Origin of the sequence: Rhodococcus sp. HM1, assembly GCF_023218075.1 — a bacterium.
Taxonomy (GTDB): domain Bacteria; phylum Actinomycetota; class Actinomycetes; order Mycobacteriales; family Mycobacteriaceae; genus Rhodococcus.
Window position 1 is genome coordinate 1 of record NZ_JALPTB010000054.1, and the last position, 18498, is coordinate 18498.

Here is an 18498-nt window from a genome sequence, read left to right on the forward strand (position 1 = left end):
CACCCACACCGTCGCCCCCGGCGACAGCCTGTGGGCGATCGCCGAGCGCGTCTACGGTGACGGCAACCAGTACCAGCGCATCGCCGATGCGAACGGTATCGCGAACCCGGATCTGATCCACCCGGGCCAGGTGCTCACCATCCCGTAATCGCAACGGAAATTCGGACGCCCCCGCCACCTCGTCCGGTGGCGGGGGCGTCTGCGTCCGGGCGGCACGACGGACCCGCGCCTCTGCCTGCCGGTGGGCAACTCCCTCAGAGCGTGAACCTGATCGCCACCGTCGCCACGGCGTCACCGGCACACTCGGACACGCCCGTGGCGTCCACGAGTTTCCGGAGGGCGGCGAGGGCACGGCCGAACACGGCGGATCCGATCATGCGGCGATGATGACGCGCCGCACGGATGCGACGGAACCGTTCCGATCAGCGCGATCGCAACTCACACTCTGCGACAGCGTCGATTGTCGGAGTCCCCCGCTAGTCTTTCCGGCACATCGTTCGGGTCACGGAAGAGAGGTCGATCATGCCGGGTACGCCATGGGAGAAGGCCGGCACCCGGTTCGATCGCGACGTCGAACGGGCGTGGAAGGAATTCCGGGAGCGCCTGGCCGACCACGTGGCGGCGATGCGCGACGGCGACGGCCTGGTGCTCGAACCGCTGGCGGAGGAGTCCGCCGGGCCTGCCGGGCCCTGTGTGCAGTTCTACGCGTGGGACGGTGGGCAGGTGCGTGTCGAGGTGCCGTCGGATGCGCACCTCGACGACGATCGCCGCCTGAGCACCGCCGATCGGGCGCTGCTGACCGAGCTGGGTCTGCAGGAACCCACCCGGGGCCCGGACGAGCCGGAGGACGGCGGCTCGCCCGCCTACTGGATGGACCGGCCCACCGGTTGGTCCGACGAGCTGGCGGCGGTGTCGGTGCGGGCGCTGCGCGAGATCTGGGGTGTGCCCCATCCGTTGTTCCTGCGTATCGAGACGTTCGGCCCCGGCCGTACTCCGGCCTTCGAGCCGCTCCCGACGGTCCGCGAGGCACCCGCTGTCCCTGCGCTGCCGGTGGCCGTCGAGCCGACCGGTGAGGAGCATCTGCGCGAGCTCGTCGAGGCGACCGTGCAGCGGCGGATCGGGTCGGCGCCGCCGTGGGACGACGACGGCGACATCGTGCTGCGCGTTGCCGGGGTGCTGCTGTTCGTCGGCATCGGACAGGGTTCGGGGACGGTGGACCTGTTCGCGCCGATCGTGCACACCATCACCGGCCGTACCCGCGCCGCGGAGGTCGTCGCCGATCTCAACCGCCGCTGGCCGCACCTGAAGTTCGTGTTGGTCGAGGATCGGGTCGCGGTGGCGCTGCACCTGCCGAGTTCGCCGTTCGTGCCCGCCCACCTGCTGTCCGGGCTCGACCGGATGGCCGAGTTCCTCGAGACGCTGGAGGTGGAGTTCGCCACCCATCTCGGCGGCGAGCTGCTGCGCGAGCCGGACCACGTCTGCGCGCCGGACGACGACGAGGACCCGCCGTGGACTCCCGAGTCGGAGGGCGATCTGCCGCTCGCGCTGCTGGCGCTGCGCGACTTCCACCTGCACGGGGAGGTGGAGATCCAGGTCAAGACGGTCGCGGCGATCGGCGACAACGAACCGTCCGAGCTCCAGCGTTTCCTCGCGATGACGGTCGAGCAGCAGGTCGGCTGGGAGTGCGAAGCGCTCGAGCGCGCCGCGGCCGGCGACGACGACGGCATGGAGGCGGCCGACGCCCGCGCGCTCGAATGGGAGCTGACGGGCCGATCCCTCACCGCGGCACTGGAGTTCCTCGACAGGCCGGCGGACGAGTCGCCGCGCGCGCCGGCGGCGAAGCCGGGTAAGCCTGCTCGCCCGGCGGTGTCGGACAAGCCGGCCCAGGCGGCCGCGCCGGAACAGCCCGCCCTGTTCGACGATCCGGACGAGCCCACCCTGTTCGACTAGGCCACGGGTCGGCCTGGGCGGTATGGAAGCCGGAGGGCCTCATCCATCGCGCTCCTCCCCCGCCACCGCACGCCGCAGCGCGTCTTCCGCGGCCGCGTCGAACGCGACCATCACGGCTCGCTCCACGGCGGTGACCGACGCGCGGATCGCGGCGACCGCCTGCCGGGCGGCGTCGTCCACCGGCCACCCGTACACGCCCGCAGAGATGAGCGGGAACGTCACGATGCGGGCGCCGAGACCGTCGGCGACGAGGAGGCTGCGCGTGTACGCCGAGCGCAGGATCGCCGATCTGTCCTCGCGGGCGGAGTACACCGGTCCGACGGTGTGGATGACCCACCGGGCGGGCAGCCGACCCGCGGTCGTGGCGACGGCTTCGCCCGCGGGCAGCCCGTCCGGCAGCCTGGTGGCGCGCAGTTCCCGGCAGGCCGCGAGGATGTCGGGCCCACCGACGCGGTGAATCGCGCCGTCCACCCCACCCCCGCCGAGCAGCGACGAGTTCGCCGCGTTGACGATCGCATCCGCCGCGATCCGGGTGATGTCTCCCGGGACGATGTCGATATCGGGCACGATCCGCTCCTTCCGCACTGACGGACGGACCTTTTCCTGGCATGATCGCATCCCGTGACGGCGACGGTGAAGCTCCGCGAACTGGCCGAACGTTCCGGCGTCTCCTGCTCGTACCGGGGCTGGGACGGGCAGGAACACTACGTCTGCGACCACACGCTGCAGGCGGTGCTCGGGGCGCTCGACATCCCGGCCGGCTCGGACGAGGAGATCGCCGCGTCCCTCGAGGACGTCCCGAACCGGGCGTGGCGGCGGATGCTGCCCCCGTCGCTGGTCGTCGTCGAGGGCGAGCATCGCACCTTTCCGGTGCACGTGCCGCACGGCGATCCCGTCGAGGTGTGGGTGGTCGCCGAGGACGGCACCGAACGCGAGGCCGAGCAGCTCGACGTGTGGGTCGAGCCGCGCACGGTGGACGACCGGCTCGTGGGCCGGGCGACGTTCGCGGTGCCGGATCTGCCGCCGGGCTGGCACACGCTGCGCGCGCGCAGCAACGACGTCGAGGCGGCCGTGACGCTCGTGGTGACACCCGCCCGGCTCGCGGCCGCGGACCGGCTGCTCGAGAAGCGACGGTGGGGTGTTGCGGCCCAGGTGTATTCGGTGCGGTCGAGCCGGTCGTGGGGGCTGGGCGACTTCGCGGATCTCGCGGATCTGGCCGCGGTGACCGGCGCGGCGTACGGCGGGGACTTCCTGCTGGTCAACCCGGTGCACGCCGGGGATCCCCGGCCCCCGGTCGAGCCGTCGCCCTATCTGCCCTCGTCGCGGCGCTTCGCCGATCCGCTGTATGTGCGCGTCGAGAACATCCCCGAGACGGCCTATCTGCCCACCAAGCACCGCAAGCGCCTCGACGCGTACGCGGCGAAGTTCGCGCGCGCGAACCGCAAGGGTAAGCGGCTCGACCGCGACGCGACCTTGCGCGCGAAACTCGATGTGCTCGAACACGTGTACCGGGTGCCGCGTTCGGCGTCCCGGCAGGTGGCGTTCGAGACGTTCCGCGCCGAGGGTGGCCGGGCGCTCGCGGATTTCGCGTTGTGGTGCGCGCTCGCCGAGAAGTTCGGCGATCGCCCCGAACGGTGGGCGAAGCGGGCACCGTCCCCGGATCACCCGGACACCGAGCGGCTGCGCGCGAAACTGGCCGACCGCATCGAGTTCCACTGCTGGCTGCAGTGGGTGTGCGACGAGCAGCTCGCGACGGCTCAGGAGGCCGCACGGACCGCGGGCATGGATCTCGGCATCGTGCACGACCTGGCGGTGGGGGTGCGCCGCAACGGTGCCGACGCGTGGACACTCGGGGATGCGCTGGCCACCGGCGTGACGGTGGGCGCTCCCCCCGACGATTTCAACAAGCGCGGTCAGGACTGGAACCAGCCGCCGTGGCGGCCGGACCGGCTAGCCGAACTCGGATACCGGCCGTTCCGGGACGTGCTGCGGGCGGCGTTGCGGCACGCCGGGGGGCTCCGCGTCGACCACATCCTCGGGTTGTTCCGCACCTGGTGGGTGCCCGACGGCTGCACCCCCGACGAAGGCACCTACGTCCGGTACGACCACGAGGCGCTCGTCGGCATCCTGGTGCTGGAGGCACAGCGCGCCGGGGCCGTGGTGATCGGCGAGGACCTGGGGGTGTTCGAGGGCTGGGTGCAGCAGTACCTGGCCGGTCGCGGGGTCGCGGGCACGTCGATCCTGTGGTTCGAGAAGGACGGGCACGATCCGCGGCCACCGGAGAGCTACCGGCAGCTGTGCCTGACGTCGGTGACCACACACGACCTGCCGCCCACGGCGGGTTATCTCGCCGGCGACCACGTGCGGTTGCGCTCGGAACTCGGCCTGCTCGAACGCGATCTCGACGCCGAACTCGCCGAAGCCGAGCAGGAACGGGATGCGGTGCTGCAGCTCGCCCGCGACCGGGGTCTGCTCCCGCCGGCCGACCCCGACGACACCGAGCAGGACGTCGCCGACCCGCAGACCGTCGAGGCGCTGCACCGGCTGATCGCAGCGAGTCCCTCTGCGCTGCTGGCGGTTTCACTCGTCGACGCGGTCGGTGAGCGGCGCAGCCAGAACCAGCCCGGCACCACCGACGAATACCCGAACTGGCGGATCCCACTCGCCGACGGTCGTGGCCGCGCGGTGCTGCTCGACGACCTCGCCGGAAGCGACCGGTTCGCCGCGCTCGCCGCCGCCGTCCGCGGCTGACTTTCCGGATCCACCCGGGACGACGATGCGGACCCACCCGTGTTCGGGTGGGTCCGCATCGGTTCCTGTCGACGCCGGCGATCAGTGGCCGTACATGCTCTCGATGTCCTCGGCGAAGCGTTCGGTGACGATGTTGCGCTTGATCTTCAGCGTCGGGGTCAGCTCGCCCGTCGCCTCGGTCAGGTCGCGGTCGAGGATCACGAACTTCTTGATCGCCTCGGCGTGCGAGACGGTCGAGTTGGCGTCGTCGACGATGGCCTGCATCGCGTCGCGCAGCGCCGGGTCGTGCCGCAGCTGGGCGATCGTCGTGGTGGCGGGCTTGCCGTTCTCGGCCTTCCAGTTGGCGAACACGTCGGGATCGACGGTGAGCAGCGCGGTGACGTACGCGCGGCCGTCACCGATCACCACGGCCTGCGAAACCAGTGTGTGCGAACGCATCCGGTCCTCGAGCGGGCCGGGCGAGACGTTCTTTCCGCCGGCGGTGACGATGAGGTCCTTCTTGCGGCCGGTGATGTACACGTAGCCGTCGTCGTCGATCTCGCCGAGGTCGCCGGTGCGGAACCAACCGTCGCGGAAGACCTCCTCGGTGGCCTTCTCGTTGCGCCAGTAGCCCTGGAATATCACGCCGCCGCGCAGCTCGATCTCGCCGTCCTCGGCGATGCGGGTGCTGTTGCCGCCCAAGGGCTGACCGACCGAACCGATCTTCTGTGCGCCGGGCATGTTGACGCTGTGCGCGGCGGTGGACTCGGTCAGGCCGTAGCCCTCGTAGATCGGCACGCCGACGCCGCGGAAGAAGTGTCCGAGCTTCGGGCTGAGCGCGCCGCCACCGGAGATCGCGTACCAGCAGTCGTTGCCCATCGCCGCCCGCAGCTTCGAGTAGACGAGCTTGTCGGCCATCGCGTGCTTGGCCTTGAGCGCCAGGGAGGGGCCGCCCTGGTCGAGGGACTCGCTGTAGGCGATGGCGGTCTCCTCGGCGAACCGGAAGATCGAGGCGTTGAGCTTACCGCCCGCGGCCGCCTTGCCGGCGGCGGCGTCGCGCACCTTCTCGAACACGCGCGGCACACCGAGGATGATGTTCGGCGAGTACCGCTCGAACTGGGCGGAAACCGTCGAGAAGTCCGACCAGTGCGACTGTGCCGCGCCGCATTCGAACAGCGCCAACGCCACCGCGCGGGCCAGCACGTGCGCGAGCGGCAGGAAGGTCAGGCCGCGGTTGCCGGGCTTGGCGACCGCGCCGACCGCGGAGGTGAGGATCGCACGGACCTCGGACAGGAAGTTGCGGTGGGTGAGGATGCAGCCCTTGGGCCGGCCCGTGGTGCCGGAGGTGTAGACCAGCGAGGCCAGATCGTCGGCGCGGATGCCGTCGAGGCGGGTCCGGACCTCGAGGTCGTCGATGTCGGCGCCCTCGGCGATCAGGGTGTCGACGGCACCGCCGTCGATCTGCACGATGCGGCGCAGGGTCTCGGGCATGTCGACGAACAGCTCCTCGTGGCCGGCGGTCTCGACGACGGCGAGCACCGCCTCCGAATCCTGCAGGATCCAGCGGATCTGATCGGTGGACGACGAGTCGTAGATCGGCACCGACACCGCGCCGGCGGCCCAGATCGCGTAGTCGAACAGGGACCACTCGTAGCGGGTGGCCGACAGGAGGGCGATCCGGTCGCCGGGCTGCACACCGTTGGCGATCAGACCCTTCGCGACGCCGGTGACCTGCTCGGCGAACTGGCTCGCGGTCACGGCGACCCATTCGCCCTGCGCTTCGGGGCGCGAGAACATCACCCGGTGCGGGGTCTTCTCCGCGTGCACGAAGACCGTGTGGACGACGGACTCGTCGTCGCCGACGGTGAACTGGGCGGGGGTCGAGTACTCACGCACGGGCATCTCCATCGTTCGAGTCGGTCGTCGCGGCGGACGCGGTGTCCACACCGTGACGGAATCGGCGCAGCAGGTGGACGAACCGGTCGAGTTCATCCTGGTTCCAACCGGCAAGTCCCGCACGCACATCGTCGTGTCGGCGCGCGACCGTGTCCTCGAGGACGGTCCGGCCGCGGTCGGTCAGGTTCAGCGGATGCCCGAGCCGGGTCGGTCCCGGTTCCGCCGCGACCCAGCCGGCGTCGACGCAGGTGCGCAGCTGGCGGGACACGGTGGAGCGGTTGACACCGAAGGCGTCCGAGACGTCGGTCGCGCGGCATCCGGGGTTCCGGGCGATGTACCCGAGCAGGGAGTGTTGCGTAAAAGTCAGCGCGCCGCTGTGCGCGCGTTCCCCCGCGATCAGGTACCGGACGAGGTGGACGAACTCGTCGTACACCTCGGCCACGACCGCCGGGCGCAGCGAGGCGTCGGCGTCGGCCTGTCCGGGCACAGAATGGTTCTGTTGCACACGGCAACCTTAAGCCTCGAGTGGCCCGGAACACGAATCGGGACTAGCTCCGACGACGCACATACGACTCGACCACCCCGTCGAGCACCGCGCTGCCCGCGTCGTCGACGAGCGTGACGGTGGCGGTGACCAGCCCGCGACCGCGGTCGTCGAGCGTCACGTCGTCGATCACATAGGTCCCGGTCAGCGTGGTTCCCGGCAGCACCGGGCTCAGGAACCGGACCTGCCTCAGCTGCCTGCCGGCGATCACCGCCCACCGTCCGTAGGCGGCGTCGACGGTGAGCCGCTGCGCGACCGCGAGGGTGTGGATTCCGCTGGCGATCAGGCTTCCGAACGGCCCCGATGCCGCGGCGTCGCGGTCGGTGTGGAACCACTGCGGATCCCACGACCGGGCGAAATCGACCAGTTCGTCCTCGCCGACCGTGTGGGTCCCCAATCCGATCCGGTCGCCGACCACCAGGTCCTCGGCATACATCAGGGTCTGCGGTGCACTCACGCGGTTCTCCTCGGTCGGGTCCGGATCCGTGACAACGATCCGGTCCCGCCATTGGACCATTCCACGGGCCGGCGACGACCGGCGGCCGAACACGGGGGTGCCCCGGGACGACGGATCGTCCCGGGGCATGCGCTGCCGGCTCCCCCTGCCAGCCGGCAGCGCCCCGCTAGCCGGCCGCTCGGACCGGCTGCCCGTCCGGGCCGCTGTCCGGCGGGTAGGTGCCGTTCGCATAGGGGTTGAACTCGTTGGTGAACAGCTCCTCCGGCTCGACGGCACCGGGCTGCAGACTGCCCAGTCGCACGCTCTGATCGATCCAGATCGCGAACTCCTCCGCGGCGATCACCCCGCCCGGTGTCGGCACCCCGGTGCTCTTCCACTGCCGCACGAAATCGGTGGACTCGCTGCGTCCGCGGCCTTCGATGATCGCCACGAACCGGTCGATCACCTCCTGCCGCGGCGTGACCTGCGCCCACCGCAACGCACGCGCGGTGCCCTGCACGAAGTCGGCGACCGCGTCGGGATGCTCGGCGACGAATTCGTCCCGGAAGACGAACCCGCCGATCCCGAGCGGCCCGGTCAGATCCACGTCGGTGAACAGCGGGCGCAGTCCGCCGCGCGTGAGCGCCGCATCCTTGACTACCCCGCCGAGATTGCCGACGTCGATCTGCCCCTGCCGCAACGACTGTTCGGTGTTCAGAGGCGGCACCACGACGAGTTCGACCTGTGCGATCTCCTCGTCGGTCAGTCCCGCCCGGAACAGCCACTCCTTGATCACGTATTCGTGGTACGCGCCGAGGGTGTTGATCCCGATCTTCCGGCCGATCAGGTCCCGCGCCGACCGCAGCGGACTGCCGTCGAGCACGTAGTACCCGTTGAAGCTGTCCTCCTCGGTGTCACCGTCGGAACCGTAGTTCGCGATCACCGTGGTCAGCGGTGCTCCCGCGTCGACCAGTTTGGCGATCGCCCCGTAGAACGCCGAGCCGAAATCCGTTTCGCCGGTCGCGGTGTTCTGAATGCTCGACGGCCCACTCGTGTTGTCGCCCAACCACTCCAACGTCACCGTGTCGAAGTAGCCGAGGTCCTCGGCCAGTTCAGGGAAGGTGACCGCACTGGCCGTGCCCTCGTATCGCAGCACCGTCTTCCCGGCCGGGTCCACCTGCTCGGTGTCCCCGGCCGGGCCGGCGCATGCCGTCGACACGAGTGCGAGCAGCGCGGCGAGGGCCGCGCCCACCGAAACCCTTCTTCGCAGCATCGACGGCATCCGTGTCTCCTCGTCAGTCGCGCCCGTGGAAGGGCTCGCCGATCACGGAGACGGACCGCTGCCCGTCCGGTCCCACCGGCACGTCACCTTCGACGGTGGTGCGGTGCAGCACCCGCACCACGTCGAGGTGATCGAGGTCGGTGGGCGCCTGGTGCGCGGTGATCCGGTTGTCCCACACGCCGATGCTGTCGTTCTCCCACCGCACCCGCACGGTGTAGGCCGGGTTGGTGATCTCCTCGAACAGCAGGTCGAGCAGCCGGTCGCTCTGGCGCGGCGACACCCCGAGGATGCGGCTGGTGAACCCGGGCGTGACGAACAGCCCCCGCTGCCCGGTTTCCGGATGCACCCGCACGACCGGGTGTTCGGTCACGTACGGCTCGGTGACGACGTGCTGTTCCGACTCGCTGCCGGCCGCCCACCGCGGTGCCCGGCCGCCGAAGCGGTGCTCGGCGCGCAGACCGTCGAGGAACGACTTGAGGGACTCGGGCAGGTTCGCGTACGCCGCGCCCAGGTCCGTCCAGGTGGTGTCGCCGCCGACGTCCGGTACCAGCTCGGACCGCAGGAACGTGATCGCCGGCGGGTTCACCAGCGCCGAGATGTCCGAATGCCAGAAGTTCGCGTACGAGTACTTCTTCGTCCCGGCCCGCGCTGCGTACTTGCGGCTGTCGACCTCGAGGATCTCCGGGAACTGCGAGTCGGGATCGTAGTTGTACGGGTGCGCGGGGGTGACCCGGCCGAAGTACTGCGTGAACCGGATCTGCTGGGCGTGGTCGAGCGGCTGGTTCCGGAAGAACAGCACCTTGTAGTCGAGCAGCGCCTCGCGCAGCTGCGCGACGGTCGCGGCGTCGAGTTCGCCGCTCAGGTCCACCCCGGCGACCTCCGCACCGAGGTATCCGGCGATCGGCGCGACCGTCGGTTCGGTGGCGCGCTCTGCGATGGCAGTCATGATCTCTACTCCTGTCCGCGGAAGGCGTCACCGGCGAGGGCGACCGACTCGCGGCCGTCCGGGCCGACCGGGACGTCGCCCTCGATGGTGGTGCGGTACAGCACCCGGGTGACGTCGAGATGGTCGAGGTCGGTCGGTGCCAGGTGGGCGGTGGCGCGGTTGTCCCACACCGCGAGCGAACCCGGCCGCCAGCGGAAACGCACCGTGTAGGCGGGGTTGGTGACCTCCTCGAACAGCAGATCGAGCAGGCGGTCGCTCTGCGACGGCGACAGTCCCACGATCCGGGCGGTGAAGCCGGGCTGCACGAACAGGGCCCGTTCGCCGGTCACCGGATGCACCCGCACGACGGGATGTTCGGAGACCAGCGGGTTCTCCTGCACCCGGCGGGCGTAATCGCTGTCCGCGGACCACTGCGGGCGGCGGCCACCGAATCGGTGTTCGGCGCGCAATCCGTCGACCAGCCGCTGCAGCGATTCGGGCAGTCCGTTGTACGCGGCGACGAGGTTCGTCCAGGTCGTGTCGCCACCGCGCACCGGGACCTCCCCGGAGCGCAGCAGTGTCACGGCCGGCGGGTTGACAACCGCGGTGACGTCGGTGTGCCACTGGTTGTCGTAGCTGTACTTCTTACGGCCGAAGCGCTTTTCGTACTTGCGGCTGTCCACGGCGAGGATCTCCGGGAACCCTTCCGGCGCCTCGTCGTCGTACGGATGCGACGGGGTCACGGTGCCGAAGTTGCGGGAGAACGCGATCTGCTGCGCATGGTCGATCTCCTGCTCCTGGAAGAACAGCACCTTGTATTCGTGCAGAGCCGCACGCAGCTGCTCGGAGATGTTGTCCGCGAGTGTATTTCGCAGGTCGAGACCGCTCACGTCGGCGCCGATGCGCCCGGCGACCGGGGTGATCGTGAACGTGCCGGCCGCGGCGGCAGGCGTGTCGGGTGCGAGTGTCATGGGTTTCCCTCACTGTGGAATCGATGCTGTGGAATCGATCGGTGGTTCGGACCGGAATCCGGTGCCTGTCACCACCGTGCCGTCCGGGAAGCCCCGGCGGAACCCGCTTTTCACGATGCGAAAAAGACTCAGCCGGAATAATTCTCGGCACTGGCGAGACGAGGGACCCGGCGTCCGATACGGGCTGCGGCGCGCTGCATGGCGGGCACCACGTCACCGACGGCACGGTCGGTGAGACGGCGACGCCCCGCCTGGACACCGACCGCACCCCACGGCCGCCGGTCGCTGCCGAACACCGGCACCGCCAGCGCCAGCACCGAGGACCGTTCGTTCCGGACCTCGGCGGCGTATCCGCGGCGGCGGACGAGTTCGAGTTCGGCGGCCAGCGCCGGGGATCGGGGCCGCGCGGGACCGAACGCCAGGATCGCGCGGCCCATCACGCTGTCGTCGATTCCCTCGCCGGCGGGCGGGATCTGCCCGTCGCAGCCACCGGACGGGGGCCGGGCCGAGAACACCGACAGCACCTCGCCGGACCGCGCGACCCCCAGACTCGCCGCGAGGTCGATGTCCGCGGCCAGCGCGTACAGATCCGGCGCCCAGTGCTCGACGCCGAGCCGCATCAGCGGCGGCACTGCCAGCGAGAACAGACCCGGACCCACCCGGTAGCCGTCCCCTCCAGGGACACGTTCGAGCATCCGTCCGCGCACGAGGGCCTGCACGATCCGGTGCGTCGTGCTCACCGGCAGCCCGGTGCGCGCGGCCAGCGAACCGAGTCCGAGTTCGGTGTCGCCGCCGTCGAAACACGCCAGCACGGCGATCGCGCGTTCGACTGCCTGAGACCCGGATCTAGGTGTCATCGCTCGGTGCTCCTGGATGTGCGCGTTCCGGCGCGTCGTCGCACCGGCCGGTTCGCACTATCTCCGGGGCCGCAACCCCCGGCAATGGTTTTCCGCACCGGGTGGTCCAAGTCTTCGGTCCCCCGTTAGCCTGTCCGTACGTTGAACGTGGGTGGGGAGGTAGGCACGGCATGGGCGAAAACCGCCGCCGCGATCTGTTCCGCCACCTCGCCGACGACGACGCCGACGACTATCTCGCGATCGTCGCGTGTCTCTGCGACACGCTCGCCTCCGATCTGTCCGCCGCCGAGATCGCCGACCGCATCCCGGGTAGGCCGTTGACCGCGCAGGTCGTCGAGCAACGCTGCCGCCGCCTCGTCGAGTGGGGCAATCTGACGGCGACCCGGCCGGCGGGGGTCGACACGGACACCGATCGGGACCGGTTCCGGGTGTCCGTCTTCGGCGGCCGGGTGCATCGCGAGGCGACCGCCGTCCTGACCGCGCGCGACGGTGCCCGCGAGGTGGCCCGCGAGGTGCTCGGTCTGATCGCCGAGGATCTCGCCGGCCTCGCGGACGCGCCGGGGACGGCCCGCACCGACCCGGAGGCGGTGTCCGGTCTCGTCACCAGCGTGTTCACGCACCATCGGACGTTCACCGACAGCATCGCCGACTTCTACGCGTATCTCGCGGACGTGCTGGCCCGGTTCGATCTGTCCGGGGACGAGTTCGGCCGGCTCAAGACGCTGCTGCTCGAATACGTCGATCTCCTCGACGGCGACGTCGCCCGGCACACCCCGGTCATCGCGGCGCGTCTGGACGCGCTGATCCCCCGGCTCGATCCGCTGCTCGCGGCACTTCCCGGCCCGCCCGTTCCGGACGGTATCCCGGTCGCGCGGCCCGCGGGCCGCACCCGCGGCGACTGGGAGGAACTCGCCGCCTGGTACGCCGCGGATGCCGGGCCGAAGCAGTTGCGGGAGGCGGCCGGGCAGGCGCTGGGCCGGTTGCTCGGTCACACCCGGCGACGGCTCGCGCCCACCGGCGCGGGCGGCTCACGGCGTGCCGATCTGCTGACGCTGGCCGGACGGTTCGCGGAATCCTCGGATGCGCAGGCGCACCGGTTGTTCGCCGCGGACTTCGCCGCCTACCCGAGCCGGCACCTGCTGCTCGGCCCCGACGAGCCGGACCCGCGGATCGGGCCGGGCACCTCGTGGTGGGACGCCGATCCGGTACCGGTGCCGGTGTCGCTGCGGGAACGCGGGGACCGGTCTCCCCGCGGCCACAGCGCCCGCGTACCGGACCCGACGCCGGACCGCAGGCGGATCGCGGCCCTCGCCCACGCCGACACCGAGGCGCGCCGTGCCGCCGCGGCCGAACTCGTCGCCGCCGGCGACCTGCACGGCGCGACCGTGTCCGCCGCGGCACGCGAACTGCTGCTCGATCGTCTCGCGGCGCTGCTCGCACGGCACCGCACCCTGGACACCGCGGTGCGGGTGCAGGACAGCGACCTCGGGTTGTGCCTGCACGCCGCGCCGGGACCGGACACCGTGGTGCACGGCCCGGACGGTGATCTGACGGTGCACGCCGTGCTGCTGCGCGCGACAGCCGTGGATTCGTGGCAGGTGAGCGCCCTGTGACGACCGGCACCGGTACCGCCGCGCAGGACGCGACGGGACGCCGCGACGCGGCGCGCACACTGCTGCAGCAGCCGATCCTCACCGCGGGCCGCGACCCGGACGCCCTGGCGCTGGTCCGGCGGCACGCGACGGCGTTGCGCACGATGTTCGCGAGCCGCCTCGGCTACACCCTCGTCGTGGAACCGACGTTCGCGCGCCTGGTCAAGGCCGCCCCGGCCCCGGGCACACCGCCGCGGCCGCTGCTGCGCGACGGCGGCGAACCGTTCGGCGCCGCGACCTACGCCCACCTGGCGCTGGTGTGCGCGGCCCTGCTCGCTCCGGGCATCGGCGATCACGTGCTCGTCTCCGCACTGGCCGAGCAGGTCCACGCGGACGCCACCGCGCTCGGTATCGCCGGGTCCGATCCGGTCGCGGACCGGCGGCAACTGGTGGCGGCGCTGCGGGCGTTGCAGGACTGGGGTGTGCTGACCGACGACGCCGGGATCGTCGACCGGTGGGCCGTCGGGGACGGCGAGGACGGGGTGCTGGACGTGCACCGCCCGCTGCTGGCCCACGTGCTCGCACCGGCGCCGGACGCCGGCGTTCCGCCGGTCCCGGCGCGGGTGCGGTTGTACCGCAGGCTCGTCGAGGATCCGGTCGTCGCACGCGACGACCTCGCCCCGGACGAGCTCGACGAACTGCACCGTGACCGGGTCGAACTGGCACACCGGCTCGACGAGGATTTCGGGCTCACCCTCGAGGTCCGCACCGAAGGTGCCCTCGCGTACGACGCGGACGGCACCCTCACCGATCTGTCGTTCCCCGGGCCGGGAACCCTGAAACAGGCTGCACTGCTTCTCATCTCGTCGCTGATCGAGGAGCACGAACCGACCCCGGGCGCGGATCTGGTGATCTCCGCGGCCGCGGTCGACGCCGCGATCGCGAGCCTGGTGTCCACCCACGCGCGGGACTGGCGGGCCCGGTACGTGCGCGACCCGGACACCCTGCGCCGCGAGATCACGGATCTGCTGGCCGACCTGCACTTGGCCCACCCGGACGGCGGCGGACTCGTGCTGCACGCCCCGGCCGCCCGCTACCGCCCGACTGCCACCGAACGACCGGACATCGAAACACACACGGACACCGAAAGACCCGCGCCATGACCCGACCCTCCGCCTCGATCGCTCCGGCCCACCACCCCAGGCGGTGGCGGCTCTCGCGCGCCGGCATCGTCAACGTCTGGCACTACCTGGACACCGAGTTCACGCTCTCGGGCGGTCGGCTGATCCTGCGCGGCACCAACGGTTCCGGCAAGTCCCGCGCGCTCGAGATGCTGTTGCCGTATCTGCTCGACGGCGACCGCAAACGCATGGACGCGACCGGCGCCGGGAAGGTGAACCTCGACGAACTCATGCGCACCGGCGCCGGCGACCAGGACAACCGCGTCGGCTATCTGTGGATCGAACTCGCCTGCCCCGACGAATATTTCACGATCGGCGCGCACATCCGCTACAGCGCGGCCGCGCATCGCAGCGAGGTGCACCTGTTCACCACCGGCCTGCGCGTCGGCCACGATCTGACGTTGGTGGACGAGCATCGGATGCCGCTCTCGCGCGACGACCTGATCGCCGCCGTCGGCGCCGACCGCGTCACCCGCAGCCCCGAGGAGCACCGCGACACCGTCCGCACCGAAGTCTTCGGTCTGCGCGGCGAATCCGGACGCGACCGGTACACCGGCCTGCTGCAGCTGCTGCACACGCTGCGCTCCCCCGACGTGGGCAACCGCATCGACGAGGGGCGGCTGCCACAGATCCTGTCCGACGCGCTGCCGCCGCTGAGCGAGAACCTGCTCACCACCGCCGGCGACCGTCTCGACGGGCTCACCGAAACCCGCACCGCCCAGGAACATCTCGAAGAGACACGGGAACATCTCGAACAGTTCCACGAGGTGTACCGCCGCTACGCGACGCACGTGCTGCGCGAGGCCGCCGACGCCGCGGCGCACGCCGCCGACCGGGTGGCGACGACGACGGCGGAACTCGCCGAGGCCGACGCCGACGCCGCCGATCTGGAAGCCCAGTCCGCTGCCGCCGACACCCGCCTGCGGGAACGTCGCGACCAGCTCGACGAACTCGAACGCGCCGTCCGGGGCCTCGAGTCGCGCCCGCTGTTCCGGGACGCGGACGATCTCGCGCAGCGCCGCGCCACCGTCGCCGCCCTCGCCGACGCCGCGGAACAGGCACTCGACAGTGCGGCCCGGGCCAGGCACCACGAACAGATCGACGCCGAGGTCGCGGCCGAGCACGTCGACGAGCTCACCGCCGCGGTGTCCCGCTCGGCCGAGCTGCTCGCCGAGGCGAAGGCACGCCTGGGCGCGGCGTCGATGCCGCACACCGCCCTCCCCACCGAACTGCTGCTGCACGTCGACACGGCCCCGCCCCGCATGGAACCGGTCCGCACCGACCGCGACACCGTGCCGGCCGCGCAGGTGCGTCCGGCCGTCGCGGACCTGCAGTTGCGGCCCGACGACCTCGAATCGGCGCGCGACGCCGCGCACGACGCGGCGATCGCCGCGCAGCGCCGCAGCGACCGCGCGGGGCGGCGGCTCGAGGAGGCCCGCCGCCTGGAGGCCGCCGAACGCACCGTCCACACCGCCGAGGCGGACGCCGAACGGACCGCCGGGGAGGCCGAACGCGACCGTGCCGAGCTCGCCGAGTCGACCCGGGTCCGGGACGACGCCGCCATCGACCTCAACCGGCGCTGGCGGGCCTGGATCACCGATCCCCGCACCGTGCGGTTGCTGCCCACGGTCGAACAGGACGGGCCCGAACTCCTGCAGGTGCTCGCCACGGATCTCGAGGCGCTCACCGGCACCGGCGGCGCGGACGCCGACGCGGCTCTGACCGAACTCGACCGGCTCCCCGATACCGCCGCCCGCGCCGCACGCGACGGCATCGCCGCCGAACTCGCCGCACTCGAACTCGCCGACCACGACGCCGATGCCATCCGCACGGCGCTGCTCGAGGAACGCAAGACCCTCGAGGCGGACCGGCAGCAGGCACCCGAGGACGCGCCGTGGCGACGCGAGAACGACGGTGTACCCCTTTGGCGCGCAGTCGAATTCGCCGACAGTCTCGGGGTGGACGACCGGGCCGGGGTGGAAGCGGCACTGCTCGCCGCCGGTCTCCTCACCGCCACCGTCGACGGCGACGGCCGCCTGCGCGCCCAGTCCGGCCAGGTCCTCGTCTCGCCCCGCAACGAACCGCCGCGGAATCCGCTGTCGACGGTGCTCGTCCCCTCCCCCACCGCCCCGGTGCCGGAGACGGCGATCGCGACGGTGCTCGCCGCGATCGGCTTCGAGGACGCCGGCGCGATCGCGTCGGTGTCCCGCGACGGGCGCTGGCACAACGGGGTGCTGCGCGGACGGCACACCGCCGACGAAGCCCGGTTCATCGGCGGCCACCACCCCGGCGACCCCGACGCACCCGGCCGCCACGCCGAACGTCTCGACGAGATCGCCGCGGAGCTCGCCGCCGCCGACGTCGCCGCCGCGCAGCGCGCCGAGCGCCGTCGCGCTCTCGAACAGGATCGGCGCGATCTCGACACCCACCTGCCGACGGCACCGCGGTCGATCGCGCTGCGCGAGGCCCGCATCCGGACCCGCGAGCACGAGGCGCGCGCGAGGCGCAGCGCGGAGGCGGCGGTCGCGGCGCGCGACCGTGCCGCCGAGCTGCGGGCCCGCTGGTCCGCCGACCTCGACACCCACCGCGCCACGTGCGCGCACTTCGAGATGCCGTCCGACGTCGCCGCCCTCGAAGCGGTCGTCGAGGCGTGCGCCGACGCCGGGCGCGCATGCGTCGACCTCGCCCGCGGCCTCGACGACGTGCGGGCGAGCCGCGACCGGCACAGCCGCGCCGTCCACCGGTTCGCCGACAGCGGCGCGCGGCGCGTCGAGGCCGAGGCGGTCGCCGAGGCCCGCTGGCACGAGTGGCACGGTAAGGCCGCCGTGGTGGCGGCGCAGCACGAGGCCGTCGCGATGAGCGTCGCGGAGCTCGAGGCCGAACTGTCCAGCTCCGTCACCGAGCAGGGCCGCACCGAGGAACAGTGCCGCCGCACGCAGGCGCACCGGGAACAGCTCGGCAAGGACGTCGCGCAGGTGCGCGAACGCTGTTCGGCGATCCGTGAGCGTCTGGTCCGCGACCGGGAGGAACTCGCGGCCGCGGCCGCCACGCTGTCCGCGCGGTTGCAGCTGCCGTCGATCGCCGCCGCCACGGACGTGCAGGTCGACCCGCTGGCCCACACCGACGATCCGGACACGGTGCGTGCGGTCGCCGACGCGGTGCGCGCGGCACTGCCCGCCGTCAGGGCGACCGGTCAGAACCGGGTCCTCGCGGCGCTGCAGCAGCTCGCGCGGGCGGTGTCCGGGCAGCTCGACGTCGAGCACACGGTCGACGACGGCGTGCACGTGGTCCGGATCTCGGGGGCGGGGGCCGACGGCACCCCGACCGAGGTCCTCGAGCACGTGACCGCGCGGGTCGACGAAGGCAGGCGCGCGCTCACCCAGCGGGAACGGGACGTGTTCACCGGGTTCGTGCTCGGCGGGGTCGCCGACGAGTTGCGGCGCCGCATCGAACGCGCCGGTGAACTCGTCGACGCGATGAACGCGAGCCTGTCGGGGAGCCGCACCAGCCACGGCATCGGGGTGCGCATCGGGTGGGTGCCCAACCGCGGCGACGACGAGATCGCCCGCATCACCGCGCTGCTGGCGGATCCGACCGGGCCGGGCAACGGGTCGGAACTGATCGACCTGTTGCGCCGGCGCGTCGAGGCCTCGCACACGACGGATCCGTCCGCCGGGTACGCCGCGCACCTCGCGCAGGCGCTGGACTACCGGAACTGGCACACCGTCGACGTGACGATCCTGGGTCCGGAACCCGATCAGGAGCGGCGGATCTCCAAGCGCGCCAAGATCTCCCAGGGCGAGACCCGGTTCGTGTCGTATGTGACGCTGTTCGCCGCGGCCGACGGCTATCTGTCGAGCCTGCCGGACGTGGACCGCGCGCTGCGGCTGGTGCTGCTCGACGACGCGTTCGCCAAGATCGACGATCCGACCATCGGCGAGTTGATGGGCCTGCTGGTCCGGCTCGACATCGACTTCGTCATGACCGGGCACGCCCTGTGGGGTTGTGTGCCACAGGTTCCCGCCCTCGACATCTACGAGGTCCGGCGGCTCGAGGACAGCTCCGCGGTGACCACCCACGTGCACTGGGACGGCCACAACCGGCACCTGCGCCCGCTGGACTGAGCCCCCCTTC

Annotated in this window: 15 protein-coding genes; 6 read left to right on the forward strand and 9 right to left on the reverse strand. The window is 71.7% G+C overall.

Going from position 1 to position 18498, the window contains the following annotated elements; translation table 11 throughout:
* The coding region (locus M1M07_RS23440; protein WP_248675710.1) for a LysM peptidoglycan-binding domain-containing protein at positions 1 to 148 on the forward strand (148 nt) is incomplete at its 5' end.
* Positions 149 to 254: 106 nt separating this feature from the next.
* Here M1M07_RS23440 and M1M07_RS32865 read toward each other — a convergent pair.
* The gene (locus tag M1M07_RS32865) at positions 255 to 377 is read right to left on the reverse strand and encodes a hypothetical protein (RefSeq protein WP_269437609.1); all 123 of its coding nucleotides are present in this window, start codon (positions 375 to 377) and stop codon (positions 255 to 257) included.
* A gap of 145 nt (positions 378 to 522) precedes the next feature.
* On the opposite strand from M1M07_RS32865, the gene M1M07_RS23445 reads away from it, so the two are divergent.
* Positions 523 to 1950 carry a hypothetical protein gene (locus M1M07_RS23445; protein ID WP_197252366.1) on the forward strand — a complete coding sequence of 476 codons (1428 nt, stop codon included), beginning with the start codon at positions 523 to 525 and terminating at the stop codon, positions 1948 to 1950.
* A gap of 39 nt (positions 1951 to 1989) precedes the next feature.
* Here the strand turns inward: M1M07_RS23445 and M1M07_RS23450 are convergent, their stop codons facing one another.
* On the reverse strand, positions 1990 to 2517 hold the full coding sequence (locus M1M07_RS23450; RefSeq protein WP_248675687.1) for an O-acetyl-ADP-ribose deacetylase: 528 nt from the start codon (positions 2515 to 2517) through the stop codon (positions 1990 to 1992).
* A 54-nt stretch (positions 2518 to 2571) separates the two neighbouring features.
* Here M1M07_RS23450 and malQ point away from each other — a divergent pair, with 54 nt between their 5' ends.
* Positions 2572 to 4701, forward strand: a complete 2130-nt coding sequence (gene malQ, locus M1M07_RS23455) for a 4-alpha-glucanotransferase (protein WP_248675688.1) — start codon at positions 2572 to 2574, stop codon at positions 4699 to 4701.
* An 81-nt stretch (positions 4702 to 4782) separates the two neighbouring features.
* Here the strand turns inward: malQ and M1M07_RS23460 are convergent, their stop codons facing one another.
* The 7 genes from M1M07_RS23460 to M1M07_RS23490 all read right to left on the reverse strand — a co-directional run bounded on the left by M1M07_RS23460 (position 4783) and on the right by M1M07_RS23490 (position 11591).
* Positions 4783 to 6576: a long-chain fatty acid--CoA ligase gene (locus tag M1M07_RS23460; protein WP_248675689.1), complete on the reverse strand. Its 1794-nt coding sequence runs from the start codon at positions 6574 to 6576 to the stop codon at positions 4783 to 4785.
* Positions 6569 to 7063 carry a MarR family winged helix-turn-helix transcriptional regulator gene (locus M1M07_RS23465; RefSeq protein ID WP_248675690.1) on the reverse strand — a complete coding sequence of 165 codons (495 nt, stop codon included), beginning with the start codon at positions 7061 to 7063 and terminating at the stop codon, positions 6569 to 6571. Before M1M07_RS23465 ends, M1M07_RS23460 begins: the two co-directional genes overlap by 8 nt.
* Before the next feature lie 61 nt (positions 7064 to 7124).
* Positions 7125 to 7556 (reverse strand): MaoC/PaaZ C-terminal domain-containing protein, encoded by a 432-nt coding sequence (locus M1M07_RS23470; protein WP_248675711.1) that lies wholly within the window; start codon positions 7554 to 7556, stop codon positions 7125 to 7127.
* Between the two features lie 187 nt (positions 7557 to 7743).
* Positions 7744 to 8829: an ABC transporter substrate-binding protein gene (locus tag M1M07_RS23475; RefSeq protein ID WP_248675712.1), complete on the reverse strand. Its 1086-nt coding sequence runs from the start codon at positions 8827 to 8829 to the stop codon at positions 7744 to 7746.
* Between the two features lie 22 nt (positions 8830 to 8851).
* Positions 8852 to 9784, reverse strand: a complete 933-nt coding sequence (locus M1M07_RS23480; protein WP_248675691.1) for a TauD/TfdA family dioxygenase — start codon at positions 9782 to 9784, stop codon at positions 8852 to 8854.
* A 5-nt stretch (positions 9785 to 9789) separates the two neighbouring features.
* Positions 9790 to 10734 (reverse strand): TauD/TfdA family dioxygenase, encoded by a 945-nt coding sequence (locus tag M1M07_RS23485; protein ID WP_248675692.1) that lies wholly within the window; start codon positions 10732 to 10734, stop codon positions 9790 to 9792.
* Positions 10735 to 10862: 128 nt separating this feature from the next.
* Positions 10863 to 11591, reverse strand: a complete 729-nt coding sequence (locus tag M1M07_RS23490; RefSeq protein WP_248675693.1) for an IclR family transcriptional regulator — start codon at positions 11589 to 11591, stop codon at positions 10863 to 10865.
* Between the two features lie 170 nt (positions 11592 to 11761).
* On the opposite strand from M1M07_RS23490, the gene M1M07_RS23495 reads away from it, so the two are divergent.
* From M1M07_RS23495 to M1M07_RS23505, 3 genes are read left to right on the forward strand one after another with little or no spacing between them, the layout of a single operon-like run.
* A complete protein-coding gene (locus M1M07_RS23495; protein ID WP_248675694.1) occupies positions 11762 to 13204 on the forward strand; it encodes a DUF2397 domain-containing protein in 1443 nt (480 codons plus the stop codon).
* Positions 13201 to 14346 carry a TIGR02678 family protein gene (locus M1M07_RS23500; protein ID WP_248675695.1) on the forward strand — a complete coding sequence of 382 codons (1146 nt, stop codon included), beginning with the start codon at positions 13201 to 13203 and terminating at the stop codon, positions 14344 to 14346. Before M1M07_RS23495 ends, M1M07_RS23500 begins: the two co-directional genes overlap by 4 nt.
* On the forward strand, positions 14343 to 18488 hold the full coding sequence (locus M1M07_RS23505) for a TIGR02680 family protein (protein ID WP_248675696.1): 4146 nt from the start codon (positions 14343 to 14345) through the stop codon (positions 18486 to 18488). Before M1M07_RS23500 ends, M1M07_RS23505 begins: the two co-directional genes overlap by 4 nt.
* Positions 18489 to 18498: the final 10 nt, after the last annotated feature.

Coding starts and splice junctions, on each gene's coding strand:
- M1M07_RS23485 (WP_248675692.1), bottom strand. CDS start 10,734: ATGACACTCGCACCCGACACGCCTGCCGCCGCGGCCGGCACGTTCACG.
- M1M07_RS23505 (WP_248675696.1), top strand. CDS start 14,343: ATGACCCGACCCTCCGCCTCGATCGCTCCGGCCCACCACCCCAGGCGG.
- M1M07_RS23495 (WP_248675694.1), top strand. CDS start 11,762: ATGGGCGAAAACCGCCGCCGCGATCTGTTCCGCCACCTCGCCGACGAC.
- M1M07_RS23470 (WP_248675711.1), bottom strand. CDS start 7,556: ATGTATGCCGAGGACCTGGTGGTCGGCGACCGGATCGGATTGGGGACC.
- M1M07_RS23480 (WP_248675691.1), bottom strand. CDS start 9,784: ATGACTGCCATCGCAGAGCGCGCCACCGAACCGACGGTCGCGCCGATC.
- M1M07_RS23445 (WP_197252366.1), top strand. CDS start 523: ATGCCGGGTACGCCATGGGAGAAGGCCGGCACCCGGTTCGATCGCGAC.
- M1M07_RS32865 (WP_269437609.1), bottom strand. CDS start 377: ATGATCGGATCCGCCGTGTTCGGCCGTGCCCTCGCCGCCCTCCGGAAA.
- M1M07_RS23490 (WP_248675693.1), bottom strand. CDS start 11,591: ATGACACCTAGATCCGGGTCTCAGGCAGTCGAACGCGCGATCGCCGTG.
- M1M07_RS23475 (WP_248675712.1), bottom strand. CDS start 8,829: ATGCTGCGAAGAAGGGTTTCGGTGGGCGCGGCCCTCGCCGCGCTGCTC.